At 67.7% G+C, this 20,753-nt stretch carries 19 protein-coding genes; 16 read left to right on the forward strand and 3 right to left on the reverse strand.

Annotated elements, in window-relative coordinates; genetic code table 11:
• Positions 1-100 precede the first annotated feature (100 nt).
• From DWG18_RS04995 to DWG18_RS15235, 7 genes are all read left to right on the forward strand, one after another.
• Positions 101-403 (forward strand): integration host factor subunit beta, encoded by a 303-nt coding sequence (locus tag DWG18_RS04995; protein WP_115645974.1) that lies wholly within the window; start codon positions 101-103, stop codon positions 401-403.
• Positions 404-481: 78 nt separating this feature from the next.
• Positions 482-1,657, forward strand: a complete 1,176-nt coding sequence (gene lapB, locus DWG18_RS05000; protein WP_115645975.1) for a lipopolysaccharide assembly protein LapB — start codon at positions 482-484, stop codon at positions 1,655-1,657.
• Positions 1,654-2,634 carry a glycosyltransferase family 4 protein gene (locus DWG18_RS05005; RefSeq protein ID WP_115645977.1) on the forward strand — a complete coding sequence of 327 codons (981 nt, stop codon included), beginning with the start codon at positions 1,654-1,656 and terminating at the stop codon, positions 2,632-2,634. The genes lapB and DWG18_RS05005 overlap by 4 nt, the downstream gene beginning before the upstream one ends.
• A gap of 13 nt (positions 2,635-2,647) precedes the next feature.
• Positions 2,648-4,555, forward strand: coding sequence for a nucleoside-diphosphate sugar epimerase/dehydratase (locus DWG18_RS05010; protein WP_240318603.1), 1,908 nt, complete (start codon positions 2,648-2,650; stop codon positions 4,553-4,555).
• A gap of 37 nt (positions 4,556-4,592) precedes the next feature.
• Positions 4,593-5,504 (forward strand): UTP--glucose-1-phosphate uridylyltransferase GalU, encoded by a 912-nt coding sequence (gene galU / locus DWG18_RS05015; RefSeq protein ID WP_115645981.1) that lies wholly within the window; start codon positions 4,593-4,595, stop codon positions 5,502-5,504.
• Between the two features lie 38 nt (positions 5,505-5,542).
• On the forward strand, positions 5,543-6,838 hold the full coding sequence (locus DWG18_RS05020) for an FAD-binding oxidoreductase (RefSeq protein ID WP_115645983.1): 1,296 nt from the start codon (positions 5,543-5,545) through the stop codon (positions 6,836-6,838).
• A 114-nt stretch (positions 6,839-6,952) separates the two neighbouring features.
• Complete coding sequence (locus DWG18_RS15235; protein ID WP_162823616.1) at positions 6,953-7,249, forward strand: hypothetical protein; 297 nt, start codon at positions 6,953-6,955, stop codon at positions 7,247-7,249.
• A gap of 88 nt (positions 7,250-7,337) precedes the next feature.
• On the opposite strand, the gene DWG18_RS05025 is transcribed toward DWG18_RS15235, so the two are convergent.
• The 3 genes from DWG18_RS05025 to DWG18_RS05035 are packed head-to-tail and all read right to left on the reverse strand — an operon-like array spanning position 7,338 to position 11,639.
• On the reverse strand, positions 7,338-8,549 hold the full coding sequence (locus DWG18_RS05025; RefSeq protein WP_115645985.1) for an acetyl-CoA C-acyltransferase: 1,212 nt from the start codon (positions 8,547-8,549) through the stop codon (positions 7,338-7,340).
• A 56-nt stretch (positions 8,550-8,605) separates the two neighbouring features.
• Positions 8,606-10,975 (reverse strand): 3-hydroxyacyl-CoA dehydrogenase/enoyl-CoA hydratase family protein, encoded by a 2,370-nt coding sequence (locus tag DWG18_RS05030; RefSeq protein WP_115645987.1) that lies wholly within the window; start codon positions 10,973-10,975, stop codon positions 8,606-8,608.
• Between the two features lie 25 nt (positions 10,976-11,000).
• Positions 11,001-11,639 carry a TetR family transcriptional regulator gene (locus tag DWG18_RS05035; RefSeq protein ID WP_115645989.1) on the reverse strand — a complete coding sequence of 213 codons (639 nt, stop codon included), beginning with the start codon at positions 11,637-11,639 and terminating at the stop codon, positions 11,001-11,003.
• A gap of 221 nt (positions 11,640-11,860) precedes the next feature.
• On the opposite strand from DWG18_RS05035, the gene ndk reads away from it, so the two are divergent.
• From ndk to folD, 9 genes are all read left to right on the forward strand, one after another.
• Positions 11,861-12,286: a nucleoside-diphosphate kinase gene (gene ndk, locus DWG18_RS05040; protein WP_115645991.1), complete on the forward strand. Its 426-nt coding sequence runs from the start codon at positions 11,861-11,863 to the stop codon at positions 12,284-12,286.
• A 20-nt stretch (positions 12,287-12,306) separates the two neighbouring features.
• Positions 12,307-13,551: a 23S rRNA (adenine(2503)-C(2))-methyltransferase RlmN gene (rlmN, locus tag DWG18_RS05045; protein WP_115645993.1), complete on the forward strand. Its 1,245-nt coding sequence runs from the start codon at positions 12,307-12,309 to the stop codon at positions 13,549-13,551.
• Complete coding sequence (gene pilW, locus DWG18_RS05050) at positions 13,538-14,353, forward strand: type IV pilus biogenesis/stability protein PilW (RefSeq protein WP_162823715.1); 816 nt, start codon at positions 13,538-13,540, stop codon at positions 14,351-14,353. The genes rlmN and pilW overlap by 14 nt, the downstream gene beginning before the upstream one ends.
• Positions 14,353-15,132 carry a RodZ domain-containing protein gene (locus tag DWG18_RS05055; RefSeq protein WP_343195076.1) on the forward strand — a complete coding sequence of 260 codons (780 nt, stop codon included), beginning with the start codon at positions 14,353-14,355 and terminating at the stop codon, positions 15,130-15,132. The genes pilW and DWG18_RS05055 overlap by 1 nt, the downstream gene beginning before the upstream one ends.
• 87 nt (positions 15,133-15,219) lie before the next feature.
• Entirely contained in the window at positions 15,220-15,843 is a 624-nt protein-coding gene (locus DWG18_RS05060; protein ID WP_115645999.1) for a tetratricopeptide repeat protein, read from the forward strand.
• An 11-nt stretch (positions 15,844-15,854) separates the two neighbouring features.
• Positions 15,855-17,045, forward strand: coding sequence for an outer membrane protein assembly factor BamB (gene bamB, locus DWG18_RS05065; RefSeq protein WP_115646001.1), 1,191 nt, complete (start codon positions 15,855-15,857; stop codon positions 17,043-17,045).
• A gap of 93 nt (positions 17,046-17,138) precedes the next feature.
• Entirely contained in the window at positions 17,139-18,536 is a 1,398-nt protein-coding gene (gene der, locus DWG18_RS05070; RefSeq protein WP_115646003.1) for a ribosome biogenesis GTPase Der, read from the forward strand.
• A gap of 66 nt (positions 18,537-18,602) precedes the next feature.
• Complete coding sequence (gene moeB, locus DWG18_RS05075) at positions 18,603-19,712, forward strand: molybdopterin-synthase adenylyltransferase MoeB (protein ID WP_115646005.1); 1,110 nt, start codon at positions 18,603-18,605, stop codon at positions 19,710-19,712.
• Positions 19,713-19,766: 54 nt separating this feature from the next.
• Positions 19,767-20,642, forward strand: a complete 876-nt coding sequence (gene folD / locus DWG18_RS05080; protein WP_115646007.1) for a bifunctional methylenetetrahydrofolate dehydrogenase/methenyltetrahydrofolate cyclohydrolase FolD — start codon at positions 19,767-19,769, stop codon at positions 20,640-20,642.
• Positions 20,643-20,753: the final 111 nt, after the last annotated feature.

Consider the following 20,753-nt stretch of genomic DNA (forward strand, 5'->3'; position numbering starts at 1 on the left):
AAACCGGGACGGCCCGGCCCTGTCGGGCCGTCCTTTTTTATGCGGGGACCGTGATTTCCCGCCTTCCGAATAAGAAAGACGCTCCCGAACCCGGCCGTTCATGACCAAGTCCGAGCTCATCGAGATCCTCGCCCAGCGACAGGCCCACCTGAAGGCCGAAGATGTCGAGCTGGCGGTGAAATCGTTGCTGGACATGATGAGCGGATCGCTGTCCGGCGGTGAGCGCATCGAGATCCGCGGCTTCGGCAGCTTCTGCCTGCACTACCGGCCACCCCGTGTGGGTCGCAACCCGAAGACGGGCGAGTCCGTTGCCCTTCGCGGCAAGCACGTTCCGCACTTCAAGCCGGGCAAAGAGCTGCGCGAGCGCGTCAGCGACGTACAGCCGATCGACGAGGACGTCTGACGTCCGCCGGCAGGGCGTGCGCCTTGCCATCCCGGCCCGGGCCGGGCGACCCTCCCGCCGACATCGACGGAGCCCACGATGGCGTTCATCAACGAATGGCTGTGGTTCTTCCTGCTGCTCCCGCTCGCCGCCCTGTCGGGCTGGGTGATCGGTCGACGCGGCGGCAAGTTGCACAGCGAGAGCCAGGTCAGTCGCCTCTCGACGACGTACTTCCGCGGCCTGAATTATCTGCTCAACGAGCAGCCGGACAAGGCGATCGAGCTGTTCCTGCATATCGCGGAACTCGACAAGGAAACCTTCGAGACGCAGGTTGCGTTGGGTCACCTGTTCCGTCGTCGCGGCGAGGTCGATCGGGCGATCCGTCTGCATCAGGCACTCGTGCAGCGCAATGACCTCAACGATGCGCAGCGGGTCCAGGCGCTTCTCGCGCTGGGCGAGGACTACATGAAGTCCGGTTTGCTCGACCGCGCCGAGACGGTCTTCAGCGAGCTGGTCGCGCTCGATCTTTCGCCGCTCGCGTTGCGTCACCTGATCGGCATCTACCAGGCCGAGCGCGACTGGTCGAAGGCGATCGAGAACGCGCAACGCTTCGAGGAGGCCACCGGCGAACCGATGGGCAAGCTGATCGCGCAGTTCGAATGCGAACTTGCGGATCGGCATCGTGCGGCCGGTGAGGTCGACGCCGCGCGGGACGCGATCGCGCGCGCCTACCAGGCCGATGCGAATTCCGTCCGTGCGGGCATGCTCGAAGGCCGCATCGAAATGGATGCGGGACGCCATGCGGCGGCGATCCGGTCGTTCGAACGCGTCGCGCGCAGTGATCCGGACTACCTGCCGGAAGTGATGCCGCAGCTGCTCGAAGCGTATGAGGCAGTCGGCGACGTACCCGGCGCGCGCAAGTTCCTCGCGGAGATGTGCGAGCACTATCGCGGCATCGCACCGGTGCTGGCGCTCACCAAGATGATCGAGAAGGAAGAGGGCGTTGCACCGGCGCGCGCGTACCTTGCGAAAGAACTCAAGAATCGCCCGTCCGTGCGAGGCGAGGCGGCGCTGATCGAGCTTTCGCTCGCCGAAGAAGCCGATCCGACGGCGACATTGATCGACCTTCGCAACATCACCGACCAGCTACTGGTGCGTAACCCGAGCTATCGCTGCACCCGATGCGGTTTCGGCGCACGCAGCCACCACTGGCAGTGTCCAAGCTGCAAGGAGTGGGGCTCGGTGAAGCCGCTGCTCAATTACGCGGTCGTGTGAGCCCGATCGTTCTCGCCATCGCAGTGCTGATGGTTTCGGCAGCCGGTACGGCGCTGGCGCGTGCGTATGCGTTGCGCCGACGTCTCGTCGATGAGCCGGGCGAACGGCGCAGTCATTCCGTCGCGACGCCGCGGGGCGGCGGGGCTGGGCCCGTCGTGGCGATTGCACTCGCGATGCTTTTCATCGCGATGCGCGTCGGCGAAACACCGTCGGTGCTGCTCGCGCTCACCGGGTTCGTCATGGTTGCAGCCATCGGCGCATGGGACGACCACCGCCCACTGCCGGCGTCGCTCCGATTGGTCGTTCACGTCGCCGCGGGCGCGTTGCTCGCGTTCGCGAACGCCGATCCTCTTGCGGCGCCGGTTCTCTTCGCCCTGACGCTCGGACTGGCCGTCGTCCTCGTCAACGTCTGGAACTTCATGGACGGCATCGACGGCATCGCCGCGTCGCAGGCCGCGCTGGTCGCGATCGCTGCGATCGCGGTCGGTCGCGGGCTGTCGGGCAGTGCGATCGCGGTCGTGGTGGCCGCGGCCTGCATGGGCTTCCTGCCCTTCAATTTTCCTCGAGCGCGCATCTTCATGGGCGACGTGGGGAGCGGGGCATTGGGCTTCGCGATCACGATGCTGGTCGCGGAGACCGGCAGGCGATCGATGATCGACGGGCTGCGGCTGTTGCTGCCGCTGTCGCCGTTCCTCGTCGACGCGACGATGACCCTTGCGCGCCGCGTTATCCGGCGTGAGCGCTGGTGGCAGGCGCATGCGCAGCACCTGTACCAAGGGCTAGCGCGCAAATACGGCCATGGGCGGGTAACAGCCGGTTACGCGGCGGTGACTGCGGTCGCCGCGTTGACGGCGCTCGCCACGGCGTCCGAAGGCCCAGCCGTTACCATAGCGTCGCTGGTCGTGTGGTATACGGGCGCGGCCGTGTCGTGGTTGCTGCTTCAGCGAGGGATCGCTCATGCGGCGCGTCAGGACTAACCGAGAAGGATCGATGGCCCGATTGTTGACCCCATGGCAGGCGCGCCTGCCGCGCATCGCAGTCGCGGCACATGACCTGGCCATGGTGTGGGTGGTCTGGTTCGGCTTGCACTGGATGCGCTACGCGGTCGAGCCGAGTTCGCCCGACCTGCCGCTCTGGTCGCTGGAGACCGCGCTCGTTCTCGCGGTGCAGGGCGTGGCGTTCTGGTACGTCGGCCTCTATCGCGGCCTGTGGCGCTTCGCCAGCGTGCCCGATCTCTGGAACATCCTGAAGGCGTCGGTGATCGGCATCATCGGCGTCGTCGCGGCGCTGTTCCTGTACAACCGCATGGATGCCGTGCCGCGCGGCGTGCTCGTGCTCTATCCGGTCGTACTGGCAGCGATGCTGGGCGCCCCGCGCCTGGTCTATCGCGCGTGGAAGGACGCGCAGTACGAAGGTCGTCGGACCTCATCAACCCGCGTGCTCATTCTCGGCGCCGGGCAGGCGGCCGAAGCGCTGGTGCGTGACCTGCGTCGTTTCGGTACCTACCAGCCGGTCGGCTTCCTCGACGACGCACCGCGCCTGCGCGGCTCGAAGATGCACGGCGTGCCGGTTCTGGGCGCGATCGACCAGCTTCCCGCGATCGCGCGCGAAACCGCGGCGCAGCTCGTGGTGATCGCGATTCCCTCGGCCGACGCCACGTCGCTGCAGCGCATCGTCACCATCTGTGAGCGTAGCGGCCTGCCGTTCCGTTCCGTGCCGCGCCTGCAGGACGTGCTGGAAGGCCGTTCGATGCCGGGCGAGCTGAAGGAAGTCGCGATCGAAGACCTGCTCGGTCGCAAGCCGGTGCTGCCGGACTGGAAGGCAATTCGCGGCTGGCTGGGTGGCCGTTCGGTGCTGGTGACCGGCGCGGGCGGATCGATCGGTGCGGAACTCTGCCGCCAGTGCGCGCGGCACGGTGCGCGGCGCATCGCGCTCGTCGAGATGGACGAGCTCGCGTTGATGACAACCGAGACGGCGCTGCGACGAGACTTCCCCGACATCGAAACGATTCCAGTGCTGGGCGACTGCGGCGATCCGGCCGTGATCGCCTACGCGATCGCGCGTTCGCAGCCCGAGGCCGTCTTCCATGCAGCGGCCTACAAGCAGGTGCCGGTGCTCGAAGCGCAGCTGCGCGAAGCCGTGCGCAACAACATTCTCGCGACGCACCGCGTTGCGCAGGCGTGTCGCGATGCCTCGGTCGGTACCTTCGTCCTGATCTCGACGGACAAGGCGGTCGATCCGGTCAACGTGCTCGGTGCGACCAAGCGCATGGCGGAAATGGTCTGTCAGGCGCTTGCCGATTGCCCGACGCGGTTCGTCACCGTGCGCTTCGGCAACGTGCTCGATTCGGCCGGCAGCGTCGTGCCGCTGTTCCGCGAGCAGATCCGTGCGGGTGGGCCGGTCACCGTGACCGATCCCGAGGTGACGCGCTTCTTCATGACAATTCCCGAGGCCTGCCAGCTCATCCTGCAGGCCTCCGCAATCGGCACGCACGAGGCCGTGTACACGCTCGACATGGGTGAGCCCGTGCCGATCCGCCTGCTTGCCGAGCAGATGATCCGGCTGGCCGGCAAACATCCGGGCCGTGATGTCGCGATCGTCTACACCGGCCTGCGTCCGGGCGAGAAGCTGCACGAGACCTTGTTCCACGCCGACGAGCGTTATCGCCCGACGCAGCATCCGAAGATCCTGCAGGCCGAGCCGCGCAAGGTCGTGGCGACGCAGGTCGCGGACGCCATCGAGCGCTTCCGCGATGCCTGCACCCGCTATGATCTCGACGCGCTCGCGACCCTGCTGTGCGATGCCGTGCCGGAATTCGAGCCGCTCGCGGGCTCCGCGAATCGCTCGGCGACGGGCACCGTCGTCGCGTTCCCTGCACGGCAGTCGCGCAAGATCTGAGCGATTCTGCTCCCGTAAATCGAAAATCGAATTCTCGATGACCTCGACCCGCACGCGTCGCATCCGCAAGGCTGTCTTTCCCGTCGCCGGACTCGGTACGCGTTTCCTTCCCGCCACCAAGACGGTGCCGAAGGAAATGCTGCCGATCATCGACAAGCCGCTGATCCAGTACGCGGTCGACGAAGCGATCGAGGCCGGTTGCGACACGCTGGTGTTCATCACCAACCGCTACAAGCACGCCGTCGCGGACTACTTCGACAAGGCCTACGAGCTCGAACAGAAGCTCGAAGCCGCGGGCAAGCACGAACAGCTCGAACTGGTGCGCCACGTGCTGCCTCCGGGCGTCAAGACGATCTTCGTCACGCAGACGGAAGCGCTGGGCCTCGGCCACGCCGTGCTCTGCGCGAAGGAAGTCATCGGCGACGAGCCGTTTGCCGTGCTGCTCCCGGACGACCTGATCTGGAACCGCGGCCCCGGCGCGCTCAAGCAGATGGCCGACGCGGCGGAAGAAAACAGCTGCAGCGCAATCGCTGTGCAGGACGTGCCGCACGAGATGACCGGCAGCTACGGCATCGTCGCGACGCAGGATTTCGCGAATCGTCGTGGGCGCATCACGCGCATCGTCGAGAAGCCGAAGCCGGAGGACGCGCCGAGCGATCTCGCGGTTGTTGGCCGCTACGTGCTTTCGCCCCGCATCTTCGAACTGCTCGAAACCACCACGCCGGGGGCCGGCGGTGAGATCCAGCTGACGGACGCGATCCAGCGCCTGCTCGAGGACGAAGTTGTCGACGCGTACCGTTTCCGCGGCACGCGTTTCGACTGCGGCACGCACATCGGGCTGATCGAAGCGACGATCCGCTACGCGCTCGACCACGAGAAGCTCAGCGACGCGGCGGCCGACATGATGCGCAACGCGCTCGTCGAGCTCGGCGTGGTCGAAATCAGCTGAGGCTGGACAGCGCGGGCGCGGCGCGCCACGCTCGCGCGATGCCCCGATTCCAAGGCGATTACTACAGCGCGAGTGCCGGTCCGCCACCGGCGGCGCGCCCGTTGGCGCGCGAGATCGACTGCGATGTCTGCGTCGTGGGCGGCGGCTTCGCCGGGCTCAATACGGCGCTGGGACTGCTCGAACGTGGCCGGAACGATCTCGTGCTGCTCGAATCGCAGCATATCGGTTACGGCGCGTCGGGCCGCAATGGCGGCTTCGTATTCGGTGGCTATTCCCGCGACGAAGATCGACTGCTCGCCGACCTCGGGCCGGATGTCGCGCGCGAGGTCTACGGCTGGACGAACGAGGCCGTGCGTCGAATCCGCGATCGCATCGACCACTATGGCGTTCATTGCGACGTCGTCGACGGCGGCGTGATCTGGGCGAACTGGTTCGATGATCCGACGCCACTGGCGACGCGACAGGCGTTGCTCGCGCAGCGATACGGCGTGGACTGGGTGTGGCTGGATCGCGAGGAGATGCGCCGCCGCGTCGTCAGCGAACGCTATGCCGACGGCTTGTTCGAGGCGGCCGCGTTCCATTTCCATCCGTTGCGCTATGCGCGCGGGCTCGCGGGAGTCCTCGAGGACGGCGGTGCGCGCGTGCACGAGGGCACACCGGCGGTCGCGCTGGATCGCGACGGTGATCGCTGGCGCGTTCGCACGCCGGGTGGTGCGGTGCGCGCGAGAACCGTCGTACTCGCCTGTGGCGGATATCTCGCAAAGCTGCGGCGCCGCGTGGACGCAGCCGTGTTGCCGATCGCGACGTACGTCATGGTCACCGAGCCGCTCGGGGATCGCTTGCACGAGGTGCTGCGCACACCGGCGGCGGTCTATGACACGCGCTTCGCGTTCGACTACTACCGCCCGCTGCCGGACACGCGACTGTTGTGGGGCGGCCGCATCTCGGTGCTGGATCGATCCCCGGTCGAGGTGGAGAAGCTGCTCGTCGCCGACATGCTGCGAGTGTTTCCACAGCTACAGGGCGTTGCGATCGATCACGCCTGGTCGGGCCTGATGAGCTATGCGCCGCACGAGATGCCGCACGTGCTGCAGGCGGAGCCGGGGCTGTGGGTCGCGCAGGCATTCGGCGGACATGGCGTCGCGCCGACGACGGCTGCGGGCGATCTGGTGGCGTCGGCGATCGCGGAAGGGGACACGCGCTGGCAGCTGCTGTCGCGCTACGGCCTGATGCCGGCGTTCAAGCCTGCAGGCTTCCTCGGCGCGCAGCTCGGCTACTGGTGGGCCAGTGCGAAGGATGCGGCGAAGGAGTGGGGCGAGCGTCGTCGCGGTTGAGGTGGGGTACGGCGGTCTGACATGACGGATCAGTAATGCCGCGGCCATCGCGGGGTGGTCCGCCCGGGCGCAGTGTGGGGTGCGTGGCGATCCGCCACGATCCGGGACACGTCCATGCGCCGTCTGCCTCTCACTGCCGTCGCGGTCCTGTTCGCCCTCAGCCTGTCTGCGGCGGCGGCGCCCTCCGCGGCGCCGCCTGCCCATGCGACAACCGCTCCCGCGAAGGCCGCACTAGTTACCGCGAAGCCCGCAACGCCGATGCCGCACGCATCGCCGACGTCAAAGGTCGCAGCTTCGGCAGGTCATTGCCGCGATGCGAAGGGCAAGTTCATCGCGTGCCCGACGACTGCGCCAGCGAAGAAGGCGCCGTGTCGCGACGCCAAGGGCAAGTTCGTCGCCTGCACGAACTGATGCTCGCGGATTTGCGACGCGCGAATGAAACGGGCGACCCGAAGGCCGCCCGTTTTTTCTGCCGACGTAAGCGAGTCGCCTAAATCGATCAGAGCGCCTCGAGAATTCCCGCGGCGCCCATGCCGGTGCCGATGCACATCGTCACCATGCCGTACTTCTTCTGGTGGCGACGCATGCCATGAACGATCGTCGCGGTGCGCACTGCACCGGTCGCGCCGAGCGGATGGCCGAGCGCGATGGCGCCACCGAGCGGGTTGACCTTCGAGGGGTCGAGTTCGCTGTCCTTGATGACGGCCAGCGCCTGCGCGGCGAACGCTTCGTTCAGTTCGATCCAGTCGAGCTGGTCGCGCGTCAGGCCGGCCTGCTTGAGTGCTTTCGGGATCGCCGCGTTCGGGCCGATGCCCATGATGTGCGGCGGCACGCCGGCGACCGAGAAGCTCACGAAGCGGGCGAGAGGTGTGAGGCCGTACTGCTTGATCGCGGCTTCCGATGCAATCAGCACCGCTGCCGCACCGTCGCTCATCTGCGACGAGTTACCTGCGGTCACCGAGCCGCCGAACTGCCTGTTCTTGAACACCGGACGCAGCTTCGCAAGACCCTCCATCGACGTGTCGGCGCGCGGGCCTTCGTCGGTGTCGACGACGCGCTTCTTGAGCTGGATCGCGTTGCCGGCGAGGTCGGGCACGTGCGACACGACTTCATACGGCGAGATCTCGTCGCGGAATTCGCCACCCGTGATCGCGGCTAGCGCCTTGCGATGGGATTCGACGGCGAACGCATCCTGCGCCTCGCGGGCAATATTCCATTCCTTTGCGACGTTCTCGGCCGTGATGCCCATGCCGTAGGCGATCGCGATGTGGTCCTCGTCCTTGTTGAAGACGCGCGGATTGAGCGCGATCTTGTGACCCATCATCGGCACCATCGACATCGATTCGGTGCCGCCCGCGAGGATCAGGTCGGCATTGCCGAGCCGTACCTGGTCAGCCGCGAGCGCAACGGCCTGCAAACCGGACGAGCAGAAACGATTGATCGTCTGCGCGGCAACGACGTCGGGCAGGCCGGCCAGCAGCACGCCGATACGCGCCACGTTCATGCCCTGCTCGGCTTCCGGCATCGCGCAGCCGATGATGGCGTCGTCGATCTGGTTGACGTCGATGCCCGGCGCCTGCGCGACCACGCTGCGCAGTACGTGCGCGAGCATGTCGTCGGGGCGGGTGTTACGGAAGAAGCCGCGCGGCGCCTTGCCCACCGGCGTGCGGGTGGCGGCGACGATATAGGCGTCCTGGACTTGCTTGCTCATGTTCGGTTCTCTGTGTCGAGGTTCGAAGGGGATTCGGAAGGGCGGGCCTTCGAACCTCAGTTCCGCAGCGGCTTGCCGGTCTGCAGCATGTGCGCGATGCGCTGCTGCGTCTTCTCCATCTGCGCGAGCTCGACGAAGTGCTGGCGCTCGAGCTTGAGCAGCCATTCCTCGTCGACCACCGAGCCGCGATCGACCGCGCCGCCGCACATGACGGTGGCGATGCGCGTCGCGATCTCGTAGTCGTGCGGCGAGATGAACATGCCCTCGAGCATGTTGATCAGCATCATCTGCAGCGATGCGATGCCGACGTCGCCGGCGACGACGACGTTGCGCGCCGGCAGCGGCGGACGGTAGCCGGCTTCGGCCATCGCGCGGGCCTGCGCCTTGGCGACATGCAGCAGCTCGTGCGTGTTGAACACGACGACGTCGCTGTCGCGCGCGAGCTTCAGCGACTTCGCCTCGAATGCGGACGTCGACACCTTCGCCATCGCGACGCTCTCGAAGGGCGTCTTGAGGTGCGCGAACACGTCGCCGCCCGGGCCTGCCGCCTGCGACGCGCGCACCGCGAACTCCTTCAGGCCGCCGCCCGCCGGCAGAAGGCCGACGCCCGCCTCGACGAGGCCGACGTAGCTCTCCAGCGCGAACACGCTGCGCGCGGCATGCATCTGGAACTCGCAGCCGCCACCGAGTGCGAGCCCGCGCACGGCTGCAACGACCGGCACAAGCGAATACTTGATGCGCTGGCTGGTGCGCTGGAAGTTCTCGACCATCGCCTCGAAGCCGGCGACGTTGCCCGCCTGCAGCAGGCCGAGCGCACCCGCGAGGTCGGCACCGGCGGAGAAGGGCTCCTTCGGCTGCCAGATGACGAGGCCGCCGAAGTCGCGCTCGGCGATGCCGATCGCTTCCTGCAGGCCGTCGAGCACCTTGTCCGACACCGTGTGCATCTTGGTCTTGAAGCTGACCACCGCGATGTCGTCCTCATCGGCCCACAGGCGGATGCCATCGTTCTCGAACAGCGTCTTGCCGGGCGCGAACTGCTCGCCGAGCAGCGGGTCCGGGAAGCGCTGGCGCGCGTAGACCGGGTTCGACGAACGCGCGACCACCGCATTCCGCGCCGGGCTGAAGCTGCCCGCCGCCTCGTGCACACCGTTGCGCGCGGCGACCCATGCGGGCAACGGCGCGTTCGCCATCGTCTTGCCCGCGGCGACGTCCTCGGCGATCCACTGCGCGACCTGCTGCCAGCCGGCCGCCTGCCACGTCTCGAACGGACCCTGCGACCAGCCGTAGCCCCAACGCATCGCGAAGTCGACGTCGCGCGCGGTGTCCGCGATGTCCTGCAGGTGGAAGGCGCTGTAGTGGAACGTGTCGCGGAACACCGACCAGAGGAACTGCGCCTGCGGGTTGTCGCTGGCGCGCAGTGCGGCGAACTTCTTCGCCGGGTCGCGCTCCTTGAGGATGGCAGCGACGTCCGGATCGAGATCGCCCGCGGTCGGGCGGTAATCACGCGCCGCGACGTCGAGCACGAGGATGTCCTTGCCGCGCTTCGTGTAGAAGCCCGCGCCGGTCTTCTGGCCGAGCGCACCCTTCTCGACAAGGCCCGTGAGCCAGGTCGGCGCCTTGAAGTATGAATGCCACGGATCGTCCGGCAGCGTGTCGGCCATCGTCTTGATGACGTGCGCCATGGTGTCGAGGCCGACGACGTCGGCGGTGCGATACGTCGCCGACTTCGGACGACCGATGGCCGGGCCGGTCAGCGAATCGACCGTGTCGAAGCCGAGGCCGAGGCGCTCGGTGTGGTGCATCGCCGCCAGCATCGAGAACACGCCGATGCGGTTGCCGATGAAGTTCGGCGTGTCCTTGGCGATGACGACGCCCTTGCCGAGCGTGGTGGTCAGGAAGGCCTCGAGACCTTCCAGGACATCGGCGTCGGTGGTCTTCGCCGGAATCAGCTCGGCGAGGTGCATGTAGCGCGGCGGATTGAAGAAGTGCACGCCGAGGAAGCGATGGCGCATCTCCTCCGGCAGCACGTCGGCCAGCGCGTTGATGCCGAGCCCCGACGTATTGCTCGCCAGCACCGCATGCGCCGGCACGAACGGCGCGATCTTGCGGTAGAGGTCCTGCTTCCAGTCCATGCGTTCGGCGATCGCCTCGATCACCAGGTCGCAGCCGCGCAGCAGCTCAAGGCCGGTCTCGTAGTTCGCCGGCGTGATGCGCTCGGTCAGCGACTTCTCGGCGAGCGGGGCAGGGCTCAACTTCGCGAGGTTCGCAATGGCCTTGGTCACCACGCCGTTCGGATCGCCTTCCTTTGCAGGAAGATCGAACAGCACGGTATCGACGCCGGCGTTGGTCAGGTGCGCGGCGATCTGTGCTCCCATGACACCTGCGCCGAGCACGGCGGCGCGGCGGACGAGCAGTTTCTTCGACATGTCGGATCGGTCCCGGGTTGGGGAATCAGGAAAGGTCGGCCGGACGGCAGCGGAAGCCGGCGGCGGCAAAACGGATCAGCTCGCGCGCGGCGCGGGCGCGGTGGGTGGCCTCGGACGTGCCCGACGGCCGCTTGATGAGGCCGAAGTCGGACATCGCGTAAGTCAGCGCACCGGCGAGAAAGTCCAGGCGCCAGTAGAGCTCTTCCTTCGACAGCTCCGGCACGACGGTCGAGATCGCCTTGGCGAAATCGCGCAGCACGTGGCCGTAGTGGTCGGACAGGAACTTGCGCAGCGCGTCGTTCTTCTCGGCGTAGGCGCGGGCGATCACGCGCATGAACGAGGCACCGCCGTGGCGGTCCTGCGCCATGGCCAGCGCCGGTTCGACGAAGGCGGCGAGGATGGGTTCGAGCTCGCGGCTACCGGCCTCGACCGCCGTCTTCAGCGCCGAGAGCCGCTTCTCGCTCATTTCGTCCATGCGGCGGCGGAAGACCTCGTTGACGAGGTTCTCCTTACTGCCGAAGTGGTAGTTCACCGCGGCGATGTTGACGTCGGCGCGGCTGGTGACCTGCCGCAGCGATGTGCCGGCGAAGCCGTACTGGGCGAACAGCTCCTCGGCGGCGCCGAGGATGCGGTCCTTGGTGGAGAACGGAGCGGGAACTGACATGGGCACGACCGGGAATCAAACGCTTGTTTGATGGTAGGCGCGAACCATACGGGGGTCAATGGTGGCTTGTGGACGCCGTCCGGCCGCTTTCATCGACCCGCCCTCAACGCGTAGAATCCACCGCTGCCAGTTCGGCTAAACCCGCGTAACTACGCGGGTTTTTCTTGTTATCTTGGGCGCCGGGGCAGATTCGGCGTCCGCCTACCCCGGAGAGCAGTCCCATGGCGCTGGAGCGCACGATTTCCATCATCAAGCCCGACGCGGTCGCCAAGAACGTGATCGGCCAGATCTATGCCCGTTTCGAGCAGGCCGGCCTCAAGATCGTCGCCGCCAAGATGAAGCAGCTCTCGCGTCAGGAAGCCGAAGGTTTCTACGCCGTGCACCGCGAGCGCCCGTTCTTCAACGCGCTGGTCGAGTTCATGGTGTCGGGCCCGGTGATGATCCAGGTGCTCGAGGGCGAGAACGCCGTGACCAAGAACCGCGAGCTGATGGGCGCCACCAATCCGAAGGACGCCGCGCCGGGCACGATCCGCGCCGACTTCGCGGATTCCATCGACGCCAACGCCGTGCACGGCTCGGACAGCCTGGAGAACGCCGCGATCGAGATCGCGTATTTCTTCCCGCAGACCGACGTCTACGCGCGTTGATCTGATTTGAAGTGAGTGAAATGACGAGCACCCCCCGCGACATCGACGCCACGCTGATCGACCCGGCACCCGCCGCGGCGACCACGCCGGCTGCGCGCGCGGACGTGCCCGTTGCCGCGTCGGGGTCGAAGAGGACGAATCTCTTCGACCTCGAGCGCGTGCAGCTCGAGGACTTCTTCGAGCAGGTGCTGGGCGAGAAGCGCTATCGCGCCCACCAGGTGATGAAGTGGATCCACCACCGCTACGTCACCGAATTCGACCAGATGACCGACCTCGGCAAGGCGCTGCGCGCCAAGCTGGAGCAGCATGCGAACGTGCATGCGCCGTCGGTGGTGTTCGACAAGGCTTCCGAGGACGGCACGCACAAGTGGCTGCTCGGCATGGACCCGAAGAACGCCATCGAGACGGTCTACATCCCCGACAAGGGCCGCGGCACGCTGTGCGTGTCGTCGCAGGTGGGCTGCGCGCTCAACTGCCAGTTCTGCTCGACCGCAACCCAAGGTTTCAACCGCAACCTGTCGACCGCCGAGATCATCGGCCAGGTCTGGGTGGCGGCGCGCCATCTCGGCAACGTGCCGCACCAGCAGCGCAAGCTCACCAATGTCGTGATGATGGGCATGGGCGAGCCGCTGGCGAATTTCGACAACGTCGTGCGCGCGATGAGCATCATGCGCGACGACCTCGGCTACGGCCTCGCGAATAAGCGCGTCACGCTGTCGACGGCCGGCATGGTGCCGATGATCGACAAGCTCGGCGAAGTCAGCGACGTCTCGCTCGCCGTCTCGCTGCACGCGCCGACCGACGAGCTGCGCAGCGAACTCGTGCCGCTCAACAAGAAGTACGGCATCGAGGAGCTGATGGACGCCTGCGTGCGCTATGCACTGCGCAAGGCCGGCACGTCGGTGACCTTCGAATACACGCTGATGAAGGGCGTCAACGATCAGCCGCAGCACGCGCGCGGACTCGTGCAGCTAATGCGCGCGTTCGATCGCGCCGTGCAGATGAAGGGCGCCGCCAAGGTCAATCTGATTCCCTTCAACCCTTTCCCGGGCACGCGCTTCGAACGACCGACCGACCAGGCGATCCGCGCGTTCCAGAAGTTGTTGAACGATTCGGGCATGATCGCGCCGGTGCGCCGCACGCGCGGCGACGACATCGACGCGGCCTGCGGTCAGTTGAAGGGCCAGGTGATGGATCGCACGCGACGCAATGCGGAGTTCCGCAAGCAGGTCGCCCAACGGGAGCGTGGTGATGCCGCAGCGTAAGGTCGTGGGGACGTCGACGGCCCTGGTGATTCTAGGATCGATCGTCCTCGTGTCCGGTTGCAGCAAGCTCACCTTTGTCCGGCAGGACACCTCGCGCGGCGATTACGAACAGGTCGCGCACGAAGTCCACATCGACCCGAAGAACAACGCGCACGACACCGCGTACACCATGACGCAGGTCGCACAGTCGCGCCTCATGAGCGGCAACGCGCAAGGCGCGGTCGACGCCGCCGAACGCGCGCTCAAGGCGGAGCCCGACAACATCGAGGCGCACAGCCTGCTCGCGCTGGGGCTCGACGCGCTGGGTCGCTCGCGCGACGCCGGTCCGCATCACCGCCGCGCGGCCGAACTCGCGCCCGATCGCGGTGCGCTGCTCAACAACTACGGCATCTGGCTGTGTTCGAACGGGCAGGCGGCGGCATCGCTGGACTGGTTCGATCGCGCCGCCGCGGCAGCCGGCTATGAGACGCCGGACGCCGCGCTCGCCAATGGTGCGGCGTGCGCGCTGCAGGCCGGGCAGGGAGCACGCGCCGAGCGCTACGCCCGTCAGGCGATCGCCGCGTCGCCCGCCAACCCGCTCGCGCTGCAGACCCTGGCGCACATCGAGTTCAACGCCGGCCACGGGCTCGAGGCCCGCGCCTTCATCGAACGACGCCTCGCTGCGGCCGCCGCTGATCCGGAAACGTTGCAGCTCGCGTCACAGATTGAACAATCCCTCGGCGACACGGCCGCGGCTGCGCGCTACGGTCAACGTCTGCGGACGGAGTTTCCCCCGGACTCCCGTCCCGTAGGGGAAAAATGATGACGATTACGCACTCGGCCGGCTCTGCCGCCGGCGAGCGTCTGAAGCGGGCTCGTGAAGCTTCGGGAATCAGTCTGGCCGATATTTCGGCGCGGACGCGGCTGCCTATCCACGTCCTGCAGACGCTGGAATCGGGCGACTGGGATCGCCTGGGCCCGCCGGTCTTCGTTCGTGGTCAGGCTCGTGGCTATGCACGCGCGCTTGGCATCTGCATCGACGACGAGACGTTGCCCAGCCCGTTCACGACGACGCAGATCCCGACGCTGGTCAGCCACGCGCACGTTCCGCGCTACCGCTACCTCGCCGAGAACCTCGCGCGTCGGGCGGTGTATGTCGTGCTGACCGCAGCGCTCGCGGTGCCGGTGTGGCTCGCGACCCGCAGCAATCACGGTGACGGCGCGCCGCCTGTCGAGTCGCTCGACGTCGCGCCATCGCAGGCCGAAGTCGTTGACGCGCTGCCTCGTACACCGGTGGTGGCGTCGCTGACGCCGATCGCCGGTCCGGCGCAGGCGGTCGCACCGCTGCGCATCGAGGTGGCCGGCGACAGCTGGGTACAGCTCTTCGGGGCGAACGGCTCCGAAGTCGAGAAAGGCCTGCTGCACGCGGGTGACTCGCGTGATGTCCGCCCGGGCGAAATCTCGCGTCTGGTGCTGGGCAACGCGTCCGCGGTGCGGGTCATGCTGCACGGCCAGCCCGTCGACCTGACCCCTTACACCCGTTCGAACGTCGCGCGCTTTACGCTATCCTCTGACGGTTCCCTCGCGCCGTCCGCGCCCTGATTCCGCCCCTCGGCCGGATCACCCGGCCGACACCGCGCGAGGCCCAGTCCTCCAGCGGTTCCTGCGCAGTTCGCAGGGCGAGACAGCATGGCGATCGACGAACTTCTTGACGAACACGAACAAAGCCTGCGCGTCCAGGAATGGCTGCGCAGGAATGCCGGTGGCCTGATCGGCGGGGTGGCGCTCGGCTTGGCCGCAGTGGCTGGCTGGAAGTACTGGCAGCAGCGCCAGTCGCAGGCCTACATGCGGGAGGCCGACACCTTCCAGACGGCGGTCGACGCGATTGAACGCGATGGCGCGAAGGCGGCCCCCGCCGTCAATGGGGTGCCGGCCGGCATCTATCGCAGCCTCGCCGCGCTCCGTCTCGCGAAGTCGCAGGCCGATCTCAACGACGCCACCGCGGCGATCGCGACGCTTCGCGGCGCCATGCCGCAGGACACTACGCTGCGCCCGATCTTCGAGCGCCGCATCGCGCAGCTGCAGATCCAGTCCGGCAAGGCCCAGGACGCCCTGACGTCGCTGACGGCCAACGATGGCCCGACGCTCGACCTGCGCGGCGACGCGCAGTTCGCTCTCGGTCAGGTCGACGCCGCGCGTGAGTCGTACCGTAAGGCGCTCGCGCTGACCGAGGTTGGCTCGCCGCAGCGCAAGTTGATCGAGCTCAAGTACACCCAGGTCGGCGGCACGCCCGCTCCGTCGCAGACACCGTGAGGCCCTCATCGATGAAGTTCCCCCGTTCTTTTTCTCCGTCCTTGCGCGTCGCGCTGCTCGCGACCGCGGTCGTCGCGATGTCGGGTTGCTCGACCATCGGCGGCTGGTTCAGCAGCAAGGATTCGAGCAAGAAGGCGGCGAAGCCGACCGAACTCGCCGCGATCACGCCGACGATGAATGTCGCAGAGCTGTGGAACGCGAAGGTCGGTGGCGGTGAAGGTCATCTCGGCTTGCGTCAGGGCCCGGTCGTCGACAGCGGACGCGTCTATGCCGCAGCGGTGAAGGGCGGCGTGTATGCGCTCGACCTGCAGACCGGCAAGGCCGTGTGGCATCACGAGACCAAGGTGCAGGTGTCGGGCGGCCCCGGTGTGGGCGAGGGTCTCGTCGTCGTCGGTGGGCTCGAGGGTGAAGTGATCGCGCTCGATGCCGCGACCGGCGCGGAGAAGTGGACGGCGAAGGTCGGTAACGAGGTCATCGCTGCGCCCACGGTCGGCCAGGGCCGCGTTTTCGTGCGTTCGGTCGACGGTCGCGTCACCGCGTTCGATTCGGCCACCGGCGAGCGCCGCTGGTTCTGGAACCACGACCTGCCGACGCTCACCGCGCGCGGCAACGATGGCGTGACGCTGGGCCCGGGCGTGCTGTTCGTCGGCAACGACGACGGCACCGTGACCATGCTCGCCGTCAACGACGGCCACCCGCTGTGGGATCTTCCGATCGCTCAGCCGGAAGGCCGCAATGAACTCGAGCGCATGGCGGACGTCGATGGCACGCCGGTGCTCGAAGGCGGCACGCTGTTCGCGACCAGCATGAAGAAGACCACGATGGCGATCGATGCGCCGAACGGTCGTCCGATGTGGAGCGCCGAGCACGGTGGTCCGGGTCGTCCGGCGGTGGGCAGCGATCGCGTCGTCGTGACCGAAGCCGACGGCGGCGTCTTTGCACTCGACAAGTCGAGCGGCGGCGCACTGTGGCAGCAGGCCGGCTTGCTGCGTCGCGATGTCACCGCTCCGGCGGTGGTGGGCGATGTCGCGGTGGTCGGTGACCTCGACGGCTACGTGCACTGGCTGCGCCTGTCCGACGGTGCGTTCGCCGCGCGCACGCGTGCCGGTGGTGACGCGATTCTCGCGGCGCCGGTCGTGTCCGACGGCATCGTGCTCGTGCAGAACATCGACGGCCGCCTGACCGCGTTCCGCGCGCAGTAAGCTCGTCGCGCGGGCCGCGCAGGTGGCGATGCCACCGCGCGGCCCGTTCGTTTTTTCAGCCCCATCCGCTCCAGGCCCTTCCGAGGTCGCACCATGCTCCCGCTCGTCGCCCTCGTCGGTCGTCCCAATGTCGGCAAGTCCACGCTGTTCAACGTGCTGACACGCACGCGCGACGCGCTCGTCCACGACGAGCCCGGCGTGACGCGTGATCGCAACTACGGCGTGGCGCGACCCGAGGGTCGCCCTGCGTTCGCGGTGGTCGATACCGGCGGCATCGCGGGCGAGGACGAAGGTCTTGCCGGCGCGACCGCGCGCCAGGCCCGTGCCGCGGCGGAAGAGGCGGATGTCGTGCTGTTCGTGGTCGACGGTCGCGAAGGCCCGTCGGCGCTCGACGACGAGATCCTGCAGTGGCTGCGCCGCACCGGTCGCCCGACGCTGCTGGTCGTCAACAAGACGGACGGCATCGACGCCAACCAGGCCGTCAACGAATTCGCGCGCTATGGCCTCGACGATCGCATCGCGGTCGCGGCGTCGCATCGCCACGGCGTGGACACGCTGTTCGCACGCATCTACGACCGCTTGCCGGAAGAGGGCGTCGCGCCGGTGCTCGACGAGGATCCGACGCGCATCCGCGTCGCGTTCATCGGTCGCCCGAACGTGGGCAAGTCGACGCTGGTGAACCGCCTGCTCGGCGAGGAACGCATGATCGCGTCGGAGGTGCCGGGCACCACGCGCGATTCGGTCTCGATCGACATGGAGCGCGACGGTCGTCGTTATCGCCTGATCGACACCGCTGGCCTGCGCCGCAGGTCGCGCGTGGACGAAGCGGTCGAGAAATTCTCGTCGTTCAAGACGCTGGCGGCCATCGAGCAATGCCAGGTCGCGGTCGTGCTGCTCGACGGTTCCGAAGGCATCACCGACCAGGACGCCACGGTGCTCGGCTACGCGCTGGACGCGGGCCGCGCGCTGGTCGTCGCCGTGAACAAGTGGGACGGGCTGACCGACTACCAGCGCGACCAGGCGGCGTCGCTGCTATCGCGCAAGCTCGGTTTCGTCGAATGGGCCGAAGCGGTGCGCATCAGTGCGAAGCACGGCTCGGGACTGCGTGAGCTGTTCGCGGCGATCCACCGCGCGCACGCGTCGGCGACCAAGGAGTTCAGCACCAGCGACGTCACCCGCGCGGTGGAGATCGCGTACGAGGCGAATCCGCCGCCGACGGTGCGCGGCCACGTCGCGAAGATGCGGTTCGCACATCCCGCCGGCAGCAATCCGCCGACGTTCGTGGTGCACGGCACGCGCCTGCGCACGCTCAGCGACACCTACCGTCGCTATCTCGAGAACTTCTTCCGCAAGCGCTTCAAGCTGGTCGGCACGCCGGTGCGGTTCGTCTTCAAGGAAGGCAACAATCCGTACGAAGGCAAGAAGAACGTGCTCACCGAGAAGCAGGTGGCGAAGAAGCGCCGCCTGCTTCGCCACGTCAAGCGGAAGTAAGCCTGTCGCGACGCGCCGTTGCGGGCGCGTCGCACTCATTGCGGTGTCCTGCGCGACAATGCGCCCATGATCCCGACCATCGCCCCGACCGAAGCTCTCGAGCGCCAGCGCGCGGGCGCGGTGCTGGTGGACGTGCGCGAGCGCCACGAACGCGCGAGTGGCATGGCGACCGGCGCGATCGCATGCGCCGCCGCGGACATCGCATCGACGTTCACCGATCGAGCCCGAGAGATCGGCGTCATCTGCGAGTCCGGCATGCGTTCTGCGAACGCGGCTGCCATGCTGCTCGATCTCGGCTACGCGCGCGTGTTCTCGGTCGACGGCGGCACGCGCCGATGGCGGACGGACGGTCTGCCGGTCGTGCAGCCCGAAGGCGACGCGGATTTCTTCGATCGCTACTCGCGCCACCTGCGTCTGCCGGAAGTTGGCATCGATGGACAGGAACGCCTGCAGCGTGCGCGCGTGCTCGTCATCGGCGCAGGCGGACTGGGTTCGCCTGCCGCGTACTACCTCGCGGCCGCGGGCATCGGCACGCTGCGCATTGCCGACGATGACGTCGTCGATCGCAGCAATCTGCAGCGTCAGATCCTGCACACGGATGCGCGCGTTGGTGTGCCGAAGGTCGCGTCGGCATCGGCGACGTTGCGCGCGTTGAATCCGCGGCTGCGCATCGAGGCGGAGCAGGTTCGCGTCACGTCCGACAACGTCGATGCACTGCTGGACGGTGTCGACGTCGTGCTCGACGGCGCCGACAACTTTCCCGTGCGCTACCTGCTCAACGATGCCTGCGTTCGTCACGCGAAGCCGCTGGTGTATGGCGCCGTGCATCGCTTCGACGGTCAGCTGTCGGTGTTCGACGCGGGGCGTCATCGGGGCGAATGTCCGTGCTATCGCTGCCTGTTCCCTGAGCCGCCACCGGCCGAGGCCGCGCCGAACTGCGCCGAAGCCGGTGTGCTCGGCGTGCTGCCGGGCGTGGTCGGCCTGTTGCAGGCCACCGAGGTGATCAAGCTGCTGCTGGGCATCGGCGAGCCGCTCGCGGGCCGTCTTCTGCATTTCGACGCGCTGGGCATGCGTTTCCGCGAGACGCGCCTGCGTCCCGACCCGGATTGCCCGGTGTGCGCGCCGGGCCGGCCGTTCGCGGGCTACATCGACTACGCGCAGTTCTGCGCGGGCTGACCGGCGCGGCCGCCGAGCGGCGATAATGCGCGCCCGCTCACAAGTCGCCGCCCGATGACCGACGATCGCCCGACCGCCCGCATCCTCGACGGCAAGCGCATCGCCGAGACGCTGCTCGACGAGCTCAAGGCGCGCGTCGATGCGCGCCTCTCGGCCGGCAAGTCCGCGCCCGGCCTCGCGGTGATACTGGTCGGTGACGACCCGGCCTCGTCGGTCTACGTGCGCAACAAGCGTCGCGCCGCGCAGAAGGTGGGTATTCGTGCCGTCGACCACGACCTTCCGGCCGACACCTCCGACGCCGAACTGCTCGCGCTGATCGATCGCCTGAATGCGGACCCGGCCATCCACGGCATCCTGCTGCAGCTGCCGCTGCCGGACCGCCGCGAGGCTTCCGCGCTGATCAACCGCATCGATCCGCGCAAGGATGTCGACGGCTTCCATCCGCAGAACGTCGGCGCGCTGGTGTTGCGCGAATTCGGCCTGCGCCCGTGCACGCCGCGCGGCATCACCACGCTGCTCGGCTACACCGACCAGCCGGTGCGTGGGCGCAGCGCCACGATCGTGGGCGTCAGCAACCACGTCGGTCGCCCGATGGCACTGGAGCTGCTGATCGCCGGCTGCACCGTGACGTGCTGCCATCGCTTCACGCCGCCCGCCGTGCTGGAGGCTGCCGTGCGCGGCGCGGATGTGCTGGTGGTCGCGGTCGGCAAGCCGGGCCTGGTGCCGGGCGAATGGGTGAAGCCGGGCGCCGTGGTGATCGATGTCGGCATCAACCGGCTGGACGACGGCCGCCTCGTGGGCGACGTCGGTTTCGACGCGGCGGCACAGCGCGCGAGCTGGATCACGCCGGTGCCGGGCGGGGTGGGGCCGATGACGGTCGCCACGCTGATGGAGAACACGTTGGACGCGGCGGAAGCGCTGGATCCCTGAGTCGCCTTGATCGCGCGACCTGCAACGCCTGCCACTTGCAATTCCTCCCGCGCTCCGGCGCGTTCCACTGAGCAGCGTGTGAAGGCGACCGCGGCGGCGTTACAATGACGG

Source organism: Lysobacter sp. TY2-98 (genome assembly GCF_003367355.1).
GTDB lineage: Bacteria > Pseudomonadota > Gammaproteobacteria > Xanthomonadales > Xanthomonadaceae > Cognatilysobacter.

What these genes read in the sequence shown, in the direction of transcription:
- DWG18_RS04995 (WP_115645974.1), top strand. Translation starts at nt 101, where the DNA reads ATGACCAAGTCCGAGCTCATCGAGATCCTCGCCCAGCGACAGGCCCAC.
- lapB (WP_115645975.1), top strand. Translation starts at nt 482, where the DNA reads ATGGCGTTCATCAACGAATGGCTGTGGTTCTTCCTGCTGCTCCCGCTC.
- DWG18_RS05010 (WP_240318603.1), top strand. Translation starts at nt 2,648, where the DNA reads ATGGCCCGATTGTTGACCCCATGGCAGGCGCGCCTGCCGCGCATCGCA.
- galU (WP_115645981.1), top strand. Translation starts at nt 4,593, where the DNA reads ATGACCTCGACCCGCACGCGTCGCATCCGCAAGGCTGTCTTTCCCGTC.
- DWG18_RS05020 (WP_115645983.1), top strand. Translation starts at nt 5,543, where the DNA reads ATGCCCCGATTCCAAGGCGATTACTACAGCGCGAGTGCCGGTCCGCCA.
- DWG18_RS15235 (WP_162823616.1), top strand. Translation starts at nt 6,953, where the DNA reads ATGCGCCGTCTGCCTCTCACTGCCGTCGCGGTCCTGTTCGCCCTCAGC.
- DWG18_RS05025 (WP_115645985.1), bottom strand. Translation starts at nt 8,549, where the DNA reads ATGAGCAAGCAAGTCCAGGACGCCTATATCGTCGCCGCCACCCGCACG.
- DWG18_RS05030 (WP_115645987.1), bottom strand. Translation starts at nt 10,975, where the DNA reads ATGTCGAAGAAACTGCTCGTCCGCCGCGCCGCCGTGCTCGGCGCAGGT.
- DWG18_RS05035 (WP_115645989.1), bottom strand. Translation starts at nt 11,639, where the DNA reads ATGTCAGTTCCCGCTCCGTTCTCCACCAAGGACCGCATCCTCGGCGCC.
- ndk (WP_115645991.1), top strand. Translation starts at nt 11,861, where the DNA reads ATGGCGCTGGAGCGCACGATTTCCATCATCAAGCCCGACGCGGTCGCC.
- rlmN (WP_115645993.1), top strand. Translation starts at nt 12,307, where the DNA reads ATGACGAGCACCCCCCGCGACATCGACGCCACGCTGATCGACCCGGCA.
- pilW (WP_162823715.1), top strand. Translation starts at nt 13,538, where the DNA reads ATGCCGCAGCGTAAGGTCGTGGGGACGTCGACGGCCCTGGTGATTCTA.
- DWG18_RS05055 (WP_343195076.1), top strand. Translation starts at nt 14,353, where the DNA reads ATGACGATTACGCACTCGGCCGGCTCTGCCGCCGGCGAGCGTCTGAAG.
- DWG18_RS05060 (WP_115645999.1), top strand. Translation starts at nt 15,220, where the DNA reads ATGGCGATCGACGAACTTCTTGACGAACACGAACAAAGCCTGCGCGTC.
- bamB (WP_115646001.1), top strand. Translation starts at nt 15,855, where the DNA reads ATGAAGTTCCCCCGTTCTTTTTCTCCGTCCTTGCGCGTCGCGCTGCTC.
- der (WP_115646003.1), top strand. Translation starts at nt 17,139, where the DNA reads ATGCTCCCGCTCGTCGCCCTCGTCGGTCGTCCCAATGTCGGCAAGTCC.
- moeB (WP_115646005.1), top strand. Translation starts at nt 18,603, where the DNA reads ATGATCCCGACCATCGCCCCGACCGAAGCTCTCGAGCGCCAGCGCGCG.
- folD (WP_115646007.1), top strand. Translation starts at nt 19,767, where the DNA reads ATGACCGACGATCGCCCGACCGCCCGCATCCTCGACGGCAAGCGCATC.